We start from the raw sequence: 16,407 nt of genomic DNA, 5'->3' as shown, positions 1-16,407 counted from the left end.
CGCGATGTCCGCAGGTGGTGGCAACGGAGCCGCTGCAGGTGCCGAGCGGACGGCCGATGTGGTGATCATCGGCGGCGGCCACAACGGTCTGGTGGCCGCCGCCTACCTGGCTCGCGCCGGTCGCTCGGTGGTGGTGCTGGAGGTGCGCGACCGTCTCGGCGGCGCCGTCGCCAGCGAGCAAGTCTTCCCCGGTGTCGGTGCCCGGCTGTCGCGCTTCTCCTACCTGGTTTCCCTGCTGCCGCAGAAGATCATCGACGATCTCGGACTCGAGCTCGAGTTGCGATCCCGGGCCGTCGGCTCCTACTCCCCTGTCGATGATCATGGTCTGCTGGTCGAACGCCCGGAGGGCACGGCAACCCGGGATTCCTTCGCCGAACTGACCGGCGGACCGGAGGCGTACGAGGCCTGGCAGCTGTTCCATGATGATCTTGGTCGCTTCGCCCGGGTGGTCGCGCCGACGCTCACCGAACCGCTCCCCCGTGCCGGCGCGATCGCCCATCGGGTCGGCGCGGAACTGATGACGGCGATCACCGAGCAGCCGATCGGCGACCTGGTGACACGGACCTTCGCCGACGACACGATCCGCGGAACGATCCTCACCGATGCGCTGATCGGCACCGAGGCAGGCGTCCATGATCAGAGCCTGGTGCAGAACCGCTGCTTCCTCTATCACGTGATCGGCAACAGCACCGGCGAGTGGAAGGTGCCGGTCGGCGGCATGGGTGCCGTGGCCGCGTCGTTGATCGATGCAGCCCGAGAGGCCGGAGCTGAAGTGGCACTTAATCAGCGGGTTAGGAGTCTGACTCGCGATCATGATCGCTGGACTGTTACGACCTCTTCCGGAACCTGGCAGGCGCCGTACGTGCTGGCCAACTGTGCCGCGCACACCCTCGCCGGCCTCCTGGGCGAGCAAGCGCCGAAGCCAGAAGGCAACCAGCTCAAGATCAACATGGTGCTCAAGCGGCTGCCCCGGCTGCGCTCCGGTCTGGACCCGAAGACCGCATTCGCCGGTACGCTCCACCTGCACCAGGGCTACGAGGAATTGCAGGCGGCCCATGCGGCTGCGCTCGCCGGCAAACTACCGGATCCCTTCCCCTGCGAGGTCTACTGCCACAGCCTGACTGACCCGAGCATCCTCGACCCCGAGCTGGTCGAGCAGGGATGGCACACCCTGACCCTCTTCGGTCTGCACACTCCCGCAAGCCTCTTCGTACGCGACCCCGACGCCGTGCGGCACCAGGCTCGGGATGCGGCGCTGGCGAGTCTGCAATCGGTGCTGGCCGAGCCGCTGGAGGACTGCCTGGCAACCGATGCCAACGGTGATCTCTGCATCGAGGTGATGACCCCGCTCGATGTCGAAGCCGCTGTCGGGATGCCCGGCGGTCACATCTTCCACGGCGAGTTGTCCTGGCCCTGGCTGGCCGACGACGAGCCGACGACAACGGCCGCCGAACGCTGGGGCGTCGCCAGTGGGCACGAGGGCCTGCTGGTGTGTGGTTCGAGCAGCCGACGTGGCGGCGCGGTCAGCGGCTTGGGCGGTCACAGCGCGGCGATGGCGCTGCTGGAGGACTGACGCTTCGATTTCGCTCAGCCTTGGGCTGGCTGGTAACGTTCTTCCTCGCGCGCCGCTAGCTCAATTGGCAGAGCAGCTGACTCTTAATCAGCGGGTTGGGGGTTCGATTCCCTCGCGGCGCACCAATGTGATGAGTCGAGTCATCGTTCATAGGTGAGTCGGGTCATCGTTCATATTCGGGGGTTTGGGAGCTCGGCCATCGGCCGGGCTCTTTTTGGTTGTTGCGCCAGTAGGTGCGGTCGGGGTTGATGGTGTTGGTGGCCAGGATGTTGCCGGTGCCGTTGTGGATCACGGTGACGTCGGTGTCGGTGATCAGGATGGTGACGGGTTTGCCTGCGTGGGCGGCGCCGATGCCGAGGTGGTGCATGCGACCGGCTCGGCGGAGGGAGATTTTGCCGTTGGTGCCGACGTGGTCGTAGCGGACTCGGAAGAAGCCGTTGATCGGGGCACCGGTGGGTCGGGCTTTGGGTCGGGCGGTGTAGGCCTGGGCCGGGGTTTGGCGGTCCAGGGCGCGGTGTGGGCGGTGGTGGTTGTAGATCTGGCGGAAGGTGTCGAGCTGGGTCTGGAGTTGGTCCAGGGTCTCGGCTGGGGGTTGGTTGGCGAGCCAGCGTTTGAGGGTTTGGTGGAAGCGTTCGATCTTGCCCTGGGTTTGGGGATGGAACGGGGTGCCGTTCTTCTGGGTGATGCCGAGGGCGCCCAACAGGTATTCGGCATAGGTGTTCGAACTGGTTGCGGGCGGCCCGGTCGCGCAGCAGTCGGGTGGTGTAGACCATGCCGTTGTCGGTGAGGCCAGATCGAGGGTTGATGCTGGTGGCCCGTAGGTATTGGCTGCTGTGGTGAAGGTTTCGACCACGATCGGGCCGGTGACGGGTTGGTGGGCGGTGCAGGAGATCAGGTAGCGGGAGTGATCATCGAGCCAGTTCAGGATCTCGACGTCAGTCCCGGTGTCGGGTTCGGTGTCGTCGGCCAGGGTCCAGTGGGTGAAGTCGGATTGCCAGGTTTCGTTGGGTTGTTCGCGGCGAATCGGTGCAGTGAGGCTTTGGGGCGTTTGCGCGGTTCGGGTCGGACCAGGCCGGCGTCGGTGATCGTGCGGCGGATGGTCGAGATCGCCGGTGGCGGGTCGATGCCTTCTTCGGACAGGTGCCAGGCGATCGTGGCCGGGCCGGCGTCCAGTCCGCTGGCGGCGAGTTTGGTGCGGAGTTCGATGATCCTGGCCCGGACCGGGTCAGTGATGCCTCGCGGGTTGGTCCGCGGTCGTCGCGAGCGTGGTTCCAGCCCATCGAGGCCGTCGGCCCGGTAACGGCTGACGAGGGTGTGAACCCAGCGCCATGACACGTTGAACCGACGAGCTGCTTCGGTCTGGGTCAGGCCCTGTTCCACGACCGCGAGCACGATCACTTTCGCCTTCGACATGCCAGCAACCAATGACCGACACGTCAACCCGGGCAGCAGGCACGCCGCTAGGACTATGAACGATGTCTCGACTCATCAATGTGAACGATGTCTCGACTCAGATATGAACGATGTCGTGAACCAGCACACCTCGCGGCGCACCAACGTGGCTCGTCAGATACACCAGGTCTGAGATCTGGCTCTGAAGGTCAAACCACAGCATCGCCTTCCGTTGCGGTTTCAGCCAGAGCGTCCCCTGACGCGGCCTACCGTATTCCGGAACGTATGAAACCCAATGGGGTAGACGATTCCTCGACATCCGCCCCTGGATAGTTCAGCTCCAGCGACTTTGCCGTTGATCGATCCCAAGGTGCTGTCAGCCGCGCGGCGCCGAACCACTCACGCGTGAGATCAGAAACCGTCGGCAAGCCCGGATATCGCGAATGCCCCGAATCACCGACACAACCGCGACCACCACGAAGCCGACGCCAAAGATCCAAAACCACAACGCTCCATCCGTCAACGCGTTACCGAGCACCAGCAACACCATTGGGACCAACAATCGAAGGCCGCGCACTTGGGCATCTCCCCAGAAGAACGCCACGTGTCCCAGGTTGACGCCGATGGGCGCGCCTTCACAGTCGCCATGGCGAATACAACGCAGCGCCCTGCGCTTGGTTCTGCGGTCAAGTCCCAACAGCGGGTTCCCGCGCCGATCATCGACCATTGGCATGCGGATCGTCGTCACGATCGCCGCGATAGCGGCAACTCCGCAGGTGAGGCTGACGACACCACGCCAGTCCGACCAACCGCCCGCCAAACCGGCTATGACCAAGGCCAGCAAACCACTGCCAGCTGTTGCAATGACCGCCACCCACCGCCGACGCGGAGACAGACTCCACCATCGGCTGGGCTCGGATGACATAACCTCACATATAGCAGCTCACTCCGACCAGCCGCAGCCAAACGTGTGAATCACCAAGGTTACGGATGCTCCGTCCGGAGACGCCACCATGCTGCGCACAAATCGACTGCATTATCGGCGGTTTGGTCGCAACGGTGAATGCTTCGATCAGCGTCAATCGGCAGCCCAGACCAACTTCAAGCGCCACCCTCGACGGCCTTGTAGGACTGCAGGCGACGGCGCAGACGACTAGGCAGGATCAGACGCAGCACGCCTTGGATAACCCAGAAACCGACAACCAGAAACCACCAGCCACTCTCGAGCACGGCAGCGGCGAGGCCCAGCAAGATAAAGGCGCCAAGAAATCCGAATACGGCCAGTTGCTGCCGACGAACCTCGCCGAGGCGGTATTCCACAACCCGACGGGCACCAGTAATCACGGCGGGCGGATCCGTCGGGCGCGGGCTCCGGCTCGCCGCCCGAACAGCAGCAAGACGCTCTTCCGGCGGCAGCGACCCGGCTGAGGCCAGAAGGCCGCTCTGAATCGGCCCCAGCGTCAAAGTCATTGCCGGACCGAAAAAGGCTCCGCCGATTACACCATCGATCAAACCCACCACCGAGTCATGCTCTTGGAGCCCCATCAGAAGACCGAACGGCAGACCGAACAGCAATCCATAAACAACCGCCAGAAACCAACGCGGCTTGACCATCAACCACACTCTCACGCTCGCATTCTGCCTGACCGGGACCGTCCCTGGCACGACTATCGGATGACTCGAAAGTAATTCCCTTCTTCCGATCAGACAGCGTGGCTGCGGGCGGCGCCTCACGACACATCCATGACTGAGCTGGTGCCGCCCGTTCTCCCACCGACGCTGCCGACTACCGAGGCGCAGGGGTCCTTTGAATTCTCCGCGCCCTTTTGGTGGTCGTTGATTTGCGGGATTGGCCTTCTCTCGTCTCGGAGCCAGCGGAATCGGGCACTTGGTGCCTTGGCTCTCCGGCAAGAACCTCACGATTCAGGCAGCCCAGTCGCCGAGCGCCCCTTCCAGCGCACCGAGCACTGCATCGATCAGAGCCTGCCGGTCATCGTCGGGACAGCCACGTTCGACCCACTGCAGGCACGCGGCATCGAGGAATCCGAAGTAGCCCCAGAGGGCGTACTCGTGCCGCAGTTGCGCGCTCGGTGCCAGGAGTTGCCTCAACCGTTCGACATAGTCGCGGCAGGCCGCCAGCCGGATGGCGGCCGCACTCGCCGGCTCGGTGCCGGGACTACGCAGCGGCATCGCCCACGCGTCAGGATGCGTGGCGATGTGATCGAGATAGACCTGTGCGGCCTCTCGAAGCCGGTCGCGTACCGGCACCCCTGACGGTAGAGCTCCCAGGGCAGCAGCCTGCTGGGTAATGAGCCGGTCGATCGACAGCCGCACGATCTCGGCGTACAGGTCCTCCTTGCCGGAGAAGTACCGATACAGCAGCGCGTCCGATGCGCCCGCCTGCCGAGCGATCGCCGAGATGGTCACCTCGGCGTACGGATGGGTGGCAAACGCCTCGGCGGCCGCGTCCTGGATCGCCGCCCGGCGCGAGTCCGGCGCCAGGCGGGTCCGTGGCTGCCGGTCCGTACGTGCCATGTTGCCCAGCCTACCGTTACTGAACTAGCATCACTAACGTTAGTGAATTCGATTCAGTAGGAGTCTGCGATGGGTTGGGTCGACTATGCGATCTGGTGGCACGTCTATCCGCTGGGCTTCTGCGGCGCGCCGATCCGCGATCATGACGCGACTCCCGGACCACGGTTGCGACGTCTGCTCGCATGGCTGGACTACGCACGAGACCTGGGTGTCTCCGGCTTGCTGCTCGGGCCGGTCTTCGCCTCACGCACCCACGGCTACGACAGCCTCGACCAGTTCCGGATCGATCCGCGCCTTGGTGGCGACCAGGATTTCGACGATCTGATCAGCGCCTGCCGGGAACGCGGCCTGCGCGTGGCCCTGGACGGCGTCTTCAGCCATGTCTCTGCTGACCATCCCGATCTCCTGCGTGCGTTGCACGAAGGACCCGACAGCGCCGGTGCTGCCCTGTTCGACATCGACTGGGACGCCGCCGACGGACCGGCACCTCGGGTGTTCGAGGGACACGAGGGGTTGGCACGTCTCGATCACGCCTCCCCAGCTTCCGCCGACTACGTGACCAACGTGCTCAACCACTGGCTGGACCGCGGGATCGACGGCTGGCGGCTGGACGCCGCGTATTCCGTCGATCCTGCCTTCTGGGCGCAAGTGCTCCCCCGCGTCCGTACGGATCATCCCGATGCCTGGTTCCTCGGCGAGGTGATCCACGGCGACTATCCCGGATTCGTCCAGTCCTCGGGTGTCGATGCGGTGACCCAGTACGAGCTGTGGAAGGCCATCTGGTCCAGCCTGAACGACCGCAACCTCTTCGAACTGGATTGGGCACTGACGCGACACAACGGCTTCCTGGCCGACTTCACCCCGAACACGTTCATCGGCAACCACGACGTGACCCGCATCGCCAGCACCCTCGGACCGGACCCCGCGATCACCGCGCTCGCGATCCTGCTGACCGTCGGCGGCATCTACGCCGGCGACGAACAAGGGTTCACCGGCATCAAGGAAGAACGCTTGGGCGGCGACGACGCGATCCGCCCTGAGTTTCCCGAGACACCCGCTCAGCTCGCAGGCTGGGGCGAGACCATCTACCGCGCCCATCAGGACCTCATCGGCCTTCGACGTCGACACCCCTGGCTGGTGTCCGCCAGGACCACGACGCTGAGTCAGGACAACGTACGGCTCAGTTACCGGGCGACCGCGTCAGATGGCCATGATCATCTCGATGTCGAGATCGATCTTGATGCCAGCCCGACCGTCACGATCCGGAGCGCCGACGGTCACGTCCTCTGGTTGCAGCCGTGATCGTCGAATAGCCGGCGGACGGCGCTGGTGGCAACACCCGCCGCTCCGCTCCGGGCTGGGTCGCGAAAGACTCGATCAGGTAGCTGAGCAGACGTTGGGAACCGGCCTCGGCGAACTCCTGCGGGCCTGTCGCGATGCCGCTGATCGCGAGCAGGACGACGACCAGATCACTCAACGTGAAATCGGGCCGCAACTGCCCCGTCGCCTTCGCCCTTTCCAGCAGGACAGCGATTCCGTGCTCGGTGAAGACGATCCGCTCGTCGATCTCGTCACCGGGTGAGCCGGCGGCGATCAGCGCCTCGGCGAAGCCTCGGTCGGCAACCTGCATCCGGCGTACGGATTCCAGCAGCGTGCAGAATGCATGCCACGGATCCGGATCGTCGATCGCCTCCTCGAGCAGATCACCGCAGGCACTGAACTGGTGGGAGAAGACCGCTTCGACGAGGTCGGTCTTGGTCGGGAACCGGCGGAAGAGCGTCGCCACCCCGACTCCGGCGCGGCGTGCGATCGCCGCCATCGGGATGTCGAGTCCCCGCTCGGAGAATGCCTCCGCGGCGGCGGTCACGATCCGGTCCCGGTTCTGTCGGGCGTCAGACCGCAAGCCGTCCACGGGAGCTATCTGAGCCGGTCGATCACCCATCGTTCTCACTTCCGCAGCTGCCCTTCGCTCGCCCCCTTGTCGCAACTACCGTTCAGCGAGAACTGGAACGAGCTTTCCAGTTGAGCGTACGTCGTCCCGCCGTTGGACGCCACGAATCCCGGAGGAGCCCGATGAAGATCTTGATGTTCGGCCGAGGCGTGATCTCGACCATCTATGGCTGGGCGCTGGCCGATGCCGGCAACCAGGTCGAGTTCTACGTACGCCCCGGTAAGGCTCAGCTGCTGGGACCGTCGGTCAGGCTGGAACTCCGCGACGGACGCCGGCTGCGCAGCACCAAGATCAACGAGCAGTGGCCGACCACTCTGATTGAACGGATCGACGCCGGACACGACTACGACGTGATCATCGTCAGCGTCAACCATGATCAACTCGACGCGGCGCTCGGGGTGCTGCGCGACAAGGTCGGCGACGCGACCGTGCTGATCTTCAACAACGTCTGGACCGAACCGGCCGACGCGATCACAGCGTTGCCGTCCGACCACGTTGTGTGGGGCTTTCCCGGCGGTGGCGGCGGCTTCACCGACGGACAGTTGCGTGGCGCCTTGCTGCGAACCATGTTCTTGGGCGACATCGACGGCTCGTCGACCACCGCCCGGCATCGCCAAGTGCGCAATCTCTTCCGCCGGGCGGGATTCACCGTCATGGTGTCAAAGGACTTCCGCAGCTGGCTGTGGTCCCATTTCCTGCTCGACACCGCGCTCGCCACGCGCGCTCTCTACACCGGCTCATTCTCGGCTGTGCTCAACTCCCGTGCCGAGCTGGCCGAAGCCGCCCGCATCGCCCGCGAACTGATTCCGGTCATGATCATGAAGGGTGGGCAGCCGGGTCCCACCGAACGGATCGTCCAATTCCTGGCGCCGAGGCTGATCGCCCGGATCCTCAAGCAAGTCCTCGGTGCCGGTGGTATCCCTCGCTTCATCATGGAGCAGGTTGATCACAGCGCCGCGGGACGTCCGGAGTCGGCCGCGACCTACGCCGGTGACGTCCTGGCAACGGCCCGCCGTTACGGCGTTGCCGTCCCGCGTCTGGAGGAGGCGGCGAGCAGGTTCCCGATCATCAACGACCGCGCCGAGGAACTGCGCTCGGCGATGTCCGGATCATGATCGTCGCCGCGACGCCGGCTACCCGCTCCGCCAGCGGTTCCGCGAATCCGTCGCGGTTGTCGTACGGACCATCGGCGTACCGCGATCGGTGACACCGGTCGCGCCGGCAGGGGCGCAGAACGAGCCGGGGTGAACGACATTCGTGGTCGATCCACCGCTGGAGGTGTTCGAGTTGCTGGAGCTGCTCCCGCCGCCGGACGACGAGTGATGCGGCTTCGGCGCCGACTTGTGCGCCGGCTTGTGTGTGGCCGCCGGATGCGACGGAATCGCGGCCCGCTTCGGCAACTTCATCGTCGGGCAGCCCGACAACACCCTCACCATCGCGGAGCGTTCCGCCGTGGTGGCCCAGAGTCCGTACTTCTTCTTCACCGCAACCTGATGGGCGACGTAGGTGCAACGGAAGCTCTTGTTCGGCGGCAGCCAGGTGGCGGTGTCCCCGTCGCCCTTCGAGTCGTTCGTCGGGCCGTCGACGGCGTACAGGTTCAGGGTGTCGGTCGCGAAGTCCAGCCGCTTGTCAGCTGACCACTGCTGGGCTCCGGTCTGCCAGGCGTCCGACTCGGCCACCACATGATCGATCTGGACCGCCGATGACGTGCCTTCGCCACGCTGGGAGTGGATCGTCTTGCCGGTGTACGGATCCTGCAGCGTGCCATTCAGCACCAGGCAGCCGTTGACCTGCTTGTGGGTCAGATCGCAGGCTGGGAGCCTTTCGCGTAGGTTTCTCCCATCCTGACTTGCGGAGACCCGGTCCGAAGAGATTTCGCCCGCCTCAGGACGAAGGTCCTGCCCGATCACGGTTCGTCGGCGATGATGGCTTCGTGATCACTGCGCCGGTGGAACTCGCGGTCGGACGACAGCGGCTCGGCCGCGTCCTGCATGCGGTGGCGGCGGCCGTTCCTGCGGCCGGACTCGTCCTCAGCCTGGTCCTGCTCTTCGCCAGCGGTGCCGACGTCAACTCGGCGGACACCACGGTCATCCCGGTCGGTGTCAGGCTGCTGCGGTTCTTCAGCTACTTCACCGTCCAGAGCAACATCCTGGTCCTGATCGCCTCCGTCGTCCTGATGCTGCGCCCGACCCGCGACGGCACGATCTGGCGGGTCGTACGGCTGGACTCGCTACTTGCGATCTTGATCACCGGCATCGTTTTCGCCACGATCCTCGCGCCGCTGGTCCATCCCGAGGGTGCCGACTTCATCGCCAACGCCCTGCTGCACTACATCTGCCCCTGGCTGACCCTGGTCGTCTGGCTCGTCGTCGGTCCGCGTCCCCGGGTCAGCTGGGTGACGATCCCGGCCGCCTTCATCTGGCCGGCAGCCTGGATCGCGTACACCCTCATCCACGGGGCGATCAGCGGGTGGTACCCCTATCCGTTCCTGGACGTTACCCAGCTCGGCTACCCGAGGACGGCACTCAACGTCCTGCTGATCCTGGTCGGTGCCGCCGTGATCGGAGTGATCTTCCGGTTCCTCGACCGGCTGCCGCCATTGGTCCATAGTCGCTGATCCGAATCGGCATCATCGCCATCCTCGTCGGCCTGTTGTGGATCGGCCAGGGCAGCAACCTGATCCACGGCAGTGGCATGTCCGACAACCGGACCTGGTTCTGGATCGGACTCGTAGTCGCGATCATCGGCGTCATCCTGCTGGTGCTCGGCCTGCGACGTTCCCGCGGGAACGCCGGCCCGCAGCGATCCCGCTGAGAGCCCCGCCGGGCCGGCGCACTACAGTTCACGACATGTCCCACGATCATGTCGCGCTGGTCACCGGCGCCTCTCGCGGCCTGGGCCGAGCCATCGCCGAATCCCTTGCTGAGCAAGGATTCCGGGTCGCGATCAACTACTCCAGCAGTCACGACGCAGCCCGCGAGCTCAAGGAGAAGATTGTCGCCGGCGGCGGAGTCGCGGAAACGTTCTCCGCCGACGTCACCGACGAGACGGCTGTCGCCGAATTGAAGGACGCGATCAGCTCCAGCCTCGGGGAGCCCGACGTCCTTGTCTTCAACGCCACCGGCCCGCAGCCGATGCGCCCGATCGAGGAACTCGAATGGTCGGACATGCTCGACCAGCTGCGATTCTTCGTCAAAAGCCCGCTGCTGCTGACCAAGGCATTCCTGCCCGGCATGAAGCAGCGCGGCTGGGGCCGGATCGTCAACATCGGCTCCGAGGTCTTCGACATCGGCAATGCCAACTTCAGCAACTACGTCTCGGCCAAGGGCGCCCAGCTCGGCCTGACCCGCTCGTGGGCGCGCGAGCTGGGTCCGTACGGGATCACCGTCAACCTGGTCGCTCCCGGCTGGATCCCGGTCGAGCGTCACGGTGTGGTCAGCGACGAGAATTCTGCCGGCTACCGGCGCGACGTGCTGCTCGGCCATATGGGCAAGCCCGAGGACATCGCCGGCGCGGTCAGCTACCTGGCCTCCGATGCGGCGAAGTTCGTCACCGGGCAGCGGCTGTCCGTCAACGGCGGTCGTACCTTCGACTGATCAGACCCGAGTCTGTCGGCGTTGACCGGGGACAGTGCAGTCCGATTCGGTGATCAACTCGTCGAAGGACACCCGCCGCGCGCCGCCGGCGGTGATCTCCTCCGGCGACAGGTAGGGGTCATGGGCAATGATCGTCATCCCGAAGCCCGCAGCCCGTACGCCGACAGCCTTGGCGATGGCACCGAAGGACACAGCCCGAGGGTGCTGCCCGGCGCCGACGGATCGGAGCTCCGGACTGCCAGTGCCAGATGCCCTTTCGGGTGTCGCGATCCCGCCGTCGTTGGTGAACGCGCCGATCAGCGCAGTCGCGATCGGGCCGGACCATCGGATCCGGCCGGGTATTCCTCCAGTGGTACGCGATCCTCTGCCCAGGCGGTGATCACCGGCTCCATCACCCGCCACGATTCCTCGGCCTCGTCACCGCGGATCGACAGCGTCGCGTTGCGTTCGAAGACGTCCAGCAGCAGCCGTCCGTAAGCCGGTAGTGCCGGCTGGTCCAGCTCGGCGGTCAGCTTCATCGGGGCGAGGCTGCGGACCTGCCTGCCGATGCCGGTCAGCTCGATGATCACGCCTTCCGGATCCAGCTCGAAGCGCAGCACGTTGGGTGCGACGTCGCCGTCGAAGCCGGCCGGCAGATGCGGGACCGGCCGGAAATGGACGGCGACCTCCATCCGATTGTTGCCCAAGGCCTTGCCGGTCCGCATCCGAAACACGGTGTCGGCCCAGCGCCAGTTGTCGATCTGCAATTCGATCTCGGCGTAGGTCTCGGTGCCATGATCAGGATCGACACCGTCCTCGTCGACGTAGGCCGGGATCGGATGCCCGTAGATCGTGCCGGCGCTGTATCGGGCCCGACGGGTCCGCTGCCGGACCTCAGCATCGTCGAGTTGGCGGATCGAGCGCAGCACGTCGACCTTGCGGTCGCGAAGATCACGAGCGTCCAGGCTCACCGGCGGCTCCATCGCCACCAGACAGAGCAGTTGGAGCAGGTGGTTCTGCAGCATGTCCTTCAGCGCGCCGACACCGTCGTAGTAGCCGGCCCGGCCCGCCAGGGCCAGCGTCTCGTCCCAGATGATCTCGATCTCAGAGATGTGCGCACCGTTCCAGATCGGCTCGATGATCCGGTTCGCCAGCCGGGTGCCGAGCAGATTCTGCACCGTCGTCATCGCCAGGAAATGATCGACGCGGAAGATCGACTCCTCATCGATCATCCCGGTCAGCAGCGAATTCAGCTGCTCGGCCTGCGCTAGGTCCTCCCCGAACGGCTTCTCCAGGACGATGGTGCTGCCGAGCGGGAGACCGGCACCGTGCAGTGCGGTGACGGCGGCGCCGAAGATCGACGGCGGCAACGCCAGGTAGGCCGCGATCGGGCCATCGCCGGCGACGGCGGGTGCGACCGCGGAGGGATCGGTCACATCTGCCCTTCGATAGCTCGACACTCCGGCCACGAACTGGCAGGCCTCGGCTGGGTAGCCGGCAGCGTAGCGATCGAGCTGTTCGGCCACCCAGTTCCGGAACTGATCATCGCTGCGATCCTCCCGGCTGACGCCGATCAGCCGGAAGCCGTCACCGAGATGACCCTGCTCGCGGAGTGCGGCCAGGCCCGGCAGCAAATAGCGGGCCGACAGGTCACCGGTCGCACCGAAGATCAGCAGCCTCTCGATCATGCCGCACCGCCGATCATGCCGCACCGCCGATCATGCTGCTTCCCCGATCATCGCGCTGCCCTCGCCCGGGCGATCGTGACGCCGCTGGCGATCACCCCGATGTGGCTGGAGGCCTGCGGGAAGTTGCCGACCAGTTCGCCGGTGGTCGGATTGATCTGCTCCGACAGCAGACCCAACGGGTTGGCCCGCGCGCACAGGGACGCGTACAACTCCTCGGCCTCGTCCAGCCGTCCCTGGCCGACGAGATTGTCGACCAGCCAGAAGCTGCACAACAGGAACGCACCCTCGTCGCCGGCCAGGCCGTCCGGCGACTCGTCGTGCCGATAGCGGTAGAGCAGCCCGCCAACGGCCGACAGTCGTTCGCTGATCGCAGCCGCGGTGGCGACCATCTTCGGGTGATCAGCCGGTACCACGCCGCGCAGCGACAGGGCCAGCAGACTCGCGTCGACGCTGGCGTCACCGTCGAGATGCTCCGACAAGGTCCTGGCCTCCGCGTTCCAAGCCTGGGTCAAGATCATCTGGCGAAGATCATCAGCCTCCGACCGCCACCGCTCGACCGGCCCGTCCAGCCCGAGCCGGTCGCCGATCCCGGCCGCGCGATCCAGCGCCACCTGGCACATCCCTGCCGAATAGGTGAAGATCCGGCCCTCGCTGCGGACTTCCCAGATCCCCTGGTCCGGCTCCCGCCACGCCCTGCCGGCCGTATCGGCCAGAGCGCTCAGCCCACGCCACAGAGCCGGCTGTAGCACGCCACCGGACCTGACCCACTGGTCCGCACAGTCGAGCACCTCGCCGTACACGTCGTGCTGGCGCTGGTCCGCGGCGCCGTTGCCCCAGCGCACCGGCGCCGAGCCGCGGTAGCCCTCGAGCTCCGGATCCTCGTATTCGTCGGGAACCGGGCCACCCTCGAGGGTGTACATGATCCGGGGGGAGCGGCTCTGGTCGAAAGCGTCCAAAACCCAACCCAGGAAGGCATCCGCTTCGTTGACGAAGCCGATCCGGCGCAGCGCGAAGACGGTGTAGGACGCATCCCGGATCCAGGTGTAGCGATAGTCCCAGTTGCGGATCCCGCCGACAGGTGCCGGCAACGACGAGGTCGGCGCCGCGACCAGTGACCCATTCTCCCAATGATCACAGAGTTTCAGCGTGACCGCGGCCCGCCGGACCATCGCTTCTTGCGGCCCGTCGTAGCTGAAGTGTTGCATCCACCGACGCCACGCCTCGGTGGTCTGCCGGAGTGTCGCCTCCGCATCCAAGGCATGGTGGCGATGGACCCGGCCCCACGACAGAACAAGATCAAGACGCTCGCCCTGCTCGAGATCGTACGCGTCGTCCAGCCCTGCCAGGTCCCGGTTGGCCCGCAGGTGTAGCCGCAGCCCCGGCTGCCGCGCGGCCTGGACGGCAAGCCCGTCCAGCGACGGCTGTGCCAGCGCACCACCGCGCGGATTCAGTCTGACCCGCAACCGCACCCGGCCGGACACGACGACCGCCGACCGAACCAGTTCGGAACGGCCGGCCGGTGCGTCGTCGGTGAGGTCGGCACCGGACCGCAGCACCAGCGCATCGGTCACCCGGACCACACCCTCGGGCCCGCGCAACTCGGTGATCAGCACACCGGTATCGGGCTCGTAGCGCTGCCGGGCCTCGGTCAGACCTTCGGGGGCGACCGTGAAGTCACATCCCCGGTCATGATCGAGAAGACCGGCGAACAGCGGATCGGAATCGAATGCCGGCACGCACATCCAGCCGATGCTGCCATCGAGTCCGACCAGCGCTGTCGTCGAACCGTTGCCGATCAGTCCCAGGTCCTCCAGCCCGAGATATCCATCATGCCGGCGGATCGGTCGAAAGCCCGGATCGATATCGAGCATTGATGATCAGCCCTCGAACGTGATCAGGACCTTGATCACGTCCTCGAGCTTCTGGTCGGCGATCTCGAAGGCGCGCTCCATGTCGTCGAATCCGAAGGTGTGGCTGGTCATCAGCGTCGGGTCGACCCGCTTGTTCTCCAACACCTGCAGCAATCGCTCCATCCGCAGGCGGCCGCCGGGACACAGGCCCGTCGTGATCGTCTTCTCGGCCATACCGACGCCCCACTCCTCGCGCGGGATCCGGACGAACTCCCCTTCGCCGACGTAACCGATGTTGGAGATCGTGCCGCCGGCCTTGGTGATCTTGACGCAGGTCTGGAAGGTGACATCCGCGCCGAGCGCCTCGATCGCGGTGTCGACGCCTTGTCCTCCCGTCAGCTCCAACACGCGTTCGACGACGTCCTCGGTGCTGAAGTCAACGATCTCGTCGGCGCCATAGGTCCTGGCCAACTCCTGACGCCGCGGCACCGACTCGACGCCGATCACCAGGCCTGCGCCGCGCAGCCGGGCACCGACCGTGGCCATCAGCCCGACCGGTCCCTGGGCGATCACCGCCACCGTGCCGCCGATCGGGATGTTGCCGTGTTCGGCCCCCATGAATCCCGTCGACAACATGTCGGCGCAATAGACGGCGACCTCATCGGGAACGCTGTCGGGAATCTTCGCCATATTGGCGTCAGCCTCGTTGACATGGAAATACTCGGCCAGGATCCCGTCCTTGGTATTGGAGAATTTCCAGCCGCCCAGCGGGCTTCCCGATTGCGAGGAATGCCCGGCCTGGGATGCCGGATCTCCCCAGTCCGGAGTGATCGCGCCGACCAGCACCCGATCACCAGGGCGGAAATGCCTAACCTCGCTGCCGACCTCGTGGACCACGCCGACCGCCTCGTGGCCGAGGGTCAGATTCGTCCGCTCGCCGATGCTTCCGCTGACGGTATGCGAATCGGAGGTGCAGATCAGGGCTGCCGTGGTCCGGATGACGGCATCATTCGGACCAGGAGTCGGCACCGGCTTCTCCATGAAACCGACCGAGCCGATCTCTTTCATGACGAACGATTTCACAACCGCTCCTTAGGTGACCTAACGAAACGCGGGCTCTGTTGCGTGATCGGGCCATTCACGGCTGTTGCCGACGCTACTCCGCGGTAGCGGAGCCGTACAGGCTCCGCATTGTCCGATCACCGCACGGTCATGCTCGCCGCACGGATCTGCTCACGGCACGGATCTGGTCACGGCACGGGCCTGCTCACAGCACGGGCCTGCCTCACAGCAGGGCCATGCTCACCGCATCGATAGGGGCTCCAGCAGCCAGGCCGGGACGAAGCGCCGTACGACCTCGGCGACGTCGTCGGACTCCAGCGGCCGCGCGGCGTGATCACCGGTAACCGCGTCGACCATCACCACACCGGCGTCGGTGAGTGTCCGCACGTGGCCAGGCCAGGCCGGATGGCCCCACAGATCCCGGTTCACCATCGGCACCACGGCGATCGGCTTGTGGGCGCCCAGCGTCTCCGCCAGCAGGCTCAGGGGCCTGTTGTCCGCCATTCCCAGCGCCCACTTGCTGCCGGTGTTGAAGGTCAGCGGCAGGACCACGAGGGCGTCCGGTCGCGGCCGCTTGGGAGCGCCCGGCGCACGGTAGCCGACATCGCTGAGGTCGACGCCATCCAGCCAGGGCCGAGCGGATTCGGTGATCGCCAGCGAGGTCTGCCAGCCTGCGGCGGTGGCCGCCTCGATCACGTCCGCGGTGCGGGCCGCGAGCGGAGCTCCGGTGACGACGATTCCCAGATTCGGCACACCGGCAGCGTATTGCGTACGGCTCCCA

At 65.8% G+C, this 16,407-nt stretch carries 15 protein-coding genes, 1 tRNA gene and 1 pseudogene; 6 read left to right on the top strand and 11 right to left on the bottom strand.

Going from position 1 to position 16,407, the window contains the following annotated elements:
* Nucleotides 1-4: 4 nt before the first annotated feature.
* Together IEY07_RS09250 and IEY07_RS09245 are read left to right on the top strand one after the other, a co-directional pair.
* Nucleotides 5-1,573, top strand: a complete 1,569-nt coding sequence (locus tag IEY07_RS09250) for a phytoene desaturase family protein (protein ID WP_188895397.1) — start codon at nucleotides 5-7, stop codon at nucleotides 1,571-1,573.
* Between the two features lie 49 nt (nucleotides 1,574-1,622).
* Nucleotides 1,623-1,698: transfer RNA gene (locus IEY07_RS09245), tRNA-Lys, on the top strand.
* Between the two features lie 38 nt (nucleotides 1,699-1,736).
* Here the strand turns inward: IEY07_RS09245 and IEY07_RS09240 are convergent.
* The 4 genes and pseudogenes from IEY07_RS09240 to IEY07_RS09225 all read right to left on the bottom strand — a co-directional run bounded on the left by IEY07_RS09240 (nucleotide 1,737) and on the right by IEY07_RS09225 (nucleotide 5,500).
* A pseudogene (locus tag IEY07_RS09240) lies at nucleotides 1,737-2,986 on the bottom strand (IS481 family transposase).
* A 355-nt stretch (nucleotides 2,987-3,341) separates the two neighbouring features.
* Nucleotides 3,342-3,839, bottom strand: coding sequence for a hypothetical protein (locus tag IEY07_RS09235; RefSeq protein ID WP_188894931.1), 498 nt, complete (start codon nucleotides 3,837-3,839; stop codon nucleotides 3,342-3,344).
* A 227-nt stretch (nucleotides 3,840-4,066) separates the two neighbouring features.
* Nucleotides 4,067-4,579: a hypothetical protein gene (locus tag IEY07_RS09230; RefSeq protein WP_188894930.1), complete on the bottom strand. Its 513-nt coding sequence runs from the start codon at nucleotides 4,577-4,579 to the stop codon at nucleotides 4,067-4,069.
* A 309-nt stretch (nucleotides 4,580-4,888) separates the two neighbouring features.
* Nucleotides 4,889-5,500 carry a TetR/AcrR family transcriptional regulator gene (locus IEY07_RS09225; RefSeq protein ID WP_188894929.1) on the bottom strand — a complete coding sequence of 204 codons (612 nt, stop codon included), beginning with the start codon at nucleotides 5,498-5,500 and terminating at the stop codon, nucleotides 4,889-4,891.
* A 69-nt stretch (nucleotides 5,501-5,569) separates the two neighbouring features.
* Between IEY07_RS09225 and IEY07_RS09220 the strand changes: the two genes are divergently transcribed.
* Nucleotides 5,570-6,802: an alpha-amylase family protein gene (locus IEY07_RS09220; RefSeq protein ID WP_188894928.1), complete on the top strand. Its 1,233-nt coding sequence runs from the start codon at nucleotides 5,570-5,572 to the stop codon at nucleotides 6,800-6,802.
* On the opposite strand, the gene IEY07_RS09215 is transcribed toward IEY07_RS09220, so the two are convergent.
* Complete coding sequence (locus IEY07_RS09215; protein ID WP_229669887.1) at nucleotides 6,756-7,412, bottom strand: TetR/AcrR family transcriptional regulator; 657 nt, start codon at nucleotides 7,410-7,412, stop codon at nucleotides 6,756-6,758. The two genes, IEY07_RS09220 and IEY07_RS09215, sit on opposite strands and share 47 nt — an antisense overlap.
* A 161-nt stretch (nucleotides 7,413-7,573) precedes the next feature.
* Here IEY07_RS09215 and IEY07_RS09210 point away from each other — a divergent pair, with 161 nt between their 5' ends.
* Nucleotides 7,574-8,566 (top strand): ketopantoate reductase family protein, encoded by a 993-nt coding sequence (locus tag IEY07_RS09210; protein WP_188894926.1) that lies wholly within the window; start codon nucleotides 7,574-7,576, stop codon nucleotides 8,564-8,566.
* A gap of 18 nt (nucleotides 8,567-8,584) precedes the next feature.
* Here the strand turns inward: IEY07_RS09210 and IEY07_RS24670 are convergent, their stop codons facing one another.
* Nucleotides 8,585-9,226 (bottom strand): HNH endonuclease family protein, encoded by a 642-nt coding sequence (locus tag IEY07_RS24670; protein ID WP_373288822.1) that lies wholly within the window; start codon nucleotides 9,224-9,226, stop codon nucleotides 8,585-8,587.
* A 158-nt stretch (nucleotides 9,227-9,384) separates the two neighbouring features.
* Here IEY07_RS24670 and IEY07_RS09200 point away from each other — a divergent pair, with 158 nt between their 5' ends.
* Together IEY07_RS09200 and IEY07_RS09190 are read left to right on the top strand one after the other, a co-directional pair.
* The gene (locus IEY07_RS09200; RefSeq protein ID WP_229669886.1) at nucleotides 9,385-10,068 is read left to right on the top strand and encodes a Pr6Pr family membrane protein; all 684 of its coding nucleotides are present in this window, start codon (nucleotides 9,385-9,387) and stop codon (nucleotides 10,066-10,068) included.
* A 232-nt stretch (nucleotides 10,069-10,300) separates the two neighbouring features.
* The gene (locus IEY07_RS09190) at nucleotides 10,301-11,047 is read left to right on the top strand and encodes an SDR family oxidoreductase (protein WP_188894924.1); all 747 of its coding nucleotides are present in this window, start codon (nucleotides 10,301-10,303) and stop codon (nucleotides 11,045-11,047) included.
* On the opposite strand, the gene IEY07_RS09185 is transcribed toward IEY07_RS09190, so the two are convergent.
* The 5 genes from IEY07_RS09185 to IEY07_RS09165 all read right to left on the bottom strand — a co-directional run bounded on the left by IEY07_RS09185 (nucleotide 11,048) and on the right by IEY07_RS09165 (nucleotide 16,379).
* Complete coding sequence (locus IEY07_RS09185) at nucleotides 11,048-11,239, bottom strand: NAD(P)-dependent oxidoreductase (protein WP_188894923.1); 192 nt, start codon at nucleotides 11,237-11,239, stop codon at nucleotides 11,048-11,050.
* A 104-nt stretch (nucleotides 11,240-11,343) separates the two neighbouring features.
* Nucleotides 11,344-12,714, bottom strand: coding sequence for a glucose-6-phosphate dehydrogenase (locus tag IEY07_RS09180; protein ID WP_188894922.1), 1,371 nt, complete (start codon nucleotides 12,712-12,714; stop codon nucleotides 11,344-11,346).
* Nucleotides 12,715-12,761: 47 nt separating this feature from the next.
* Nucleotides 12,762-14,585 carry a glycoside hydrolase family 15 protein gene (locus IEY07_RS09175; protein ID WP_188894921.1) on the bottom strand — a complete coding sequence of 608 codons (1,824 nt, stop codon included), beginning with the start codon at nucleotides 14,583-14,585 and terminating at the stop codon, nucleotides 12,762-12,764.
* 6 nt (nucleotides 14,586-14,591) lie between these two features.
* A complete protein-coding gene (locus IEY07_RS09170; protein WP_188894920.1) occupies nucleotides 14,592-15,647 on the bottom strand; it encodes an NAD(P)-dependent alcohol dehydrogenase in 1,056 nt (351 codons plus the stop codon).
* A 219-nt stretch (nucleotides 15,648-15,866) separates the two neighbouring features.
* On the bottom strand, nucleotides 15,867-16,379 hold the full coding sequence (locus IEY07_RS09165) for a flavoprotein (RefSeq protein ID WP_188894919.1): 513 nt from the start codon (nucleotides 16,377-16,379) through the stop codon (nucleotides 15,867-15,869).
* Nucleotides 16,380-16,407: the final 28 nt, after the last annotated feature.

The organism is Microlunatus endophyticus (genome assembly GCF_014646195.1).
In the GTDB taxonomy this organism is placed as follows: Bacteria; Actinomycetota; Actinomycetes; order Propionibacteriales; family Propionibacteriaceae; genus Microlunatus; species Microlunatus endophyticus.
This window is presented reverse-complemented; position numbering and strand designations above follow the sequence as displayed.

Coding starts and splice junctions, on each gene's coding strand:
- IEY07_RS09230 (WP_188894930.1), bottom strand. CDS start 4,579: ATGGTCAAGCCGCGTTGGTTTCTGGCGGTTGTTTATGGATTGCTGTTC.
- IEY07_RS09250 (WP_188895397.1), top strand. CDS start 5: ATGTCCGCAGGTGGTGGCAACGGAGCCGCTGCAGGTGCCGAGCGGACG.
- IEY07_RS09180 (WP_188894922.1), bottom strand. CDS start 12,714: ATGATCGAGAGGCTGCTGATCTTCGGTGCGACCGGTGACCTGTCGGCC.
- IEY07_RS09190 (WP_188894924.1), top strand. CDS start 10,301: ATGTCCCACGATCATGTCGCGCTGGTCACCGGCGCCTCTCGCGGCCTG.
- IEY07_RS09175 (WP_188894921.1), bottom strand. CDS start 14,585: ATGCTCGATATCGATCCGGGCTTTCGACCGATCCGCCGGCATGATGGA.
- IEY07_RS09225 (WP_188894929.1), bottom strand. CDS start 5,500: ATGGCACGTACGGACCGGCAGCCACGGACCCGCCTGGCGCCGGACTCG.
- IEY07_RS09210 (WP_188894926.1), top strand. CDS start 7,574: ATGAAGATCTTGATGTTCGGCCGAGGCGTGATCTCGACCATCTATGGC.
- IEY07_RS09220 (WP_188894928.1), top strand. CDS start 5,570: ATGGGTTGGGTCGACTATGCGATCTGGTGGCACGTCTATCCGCTGGGC.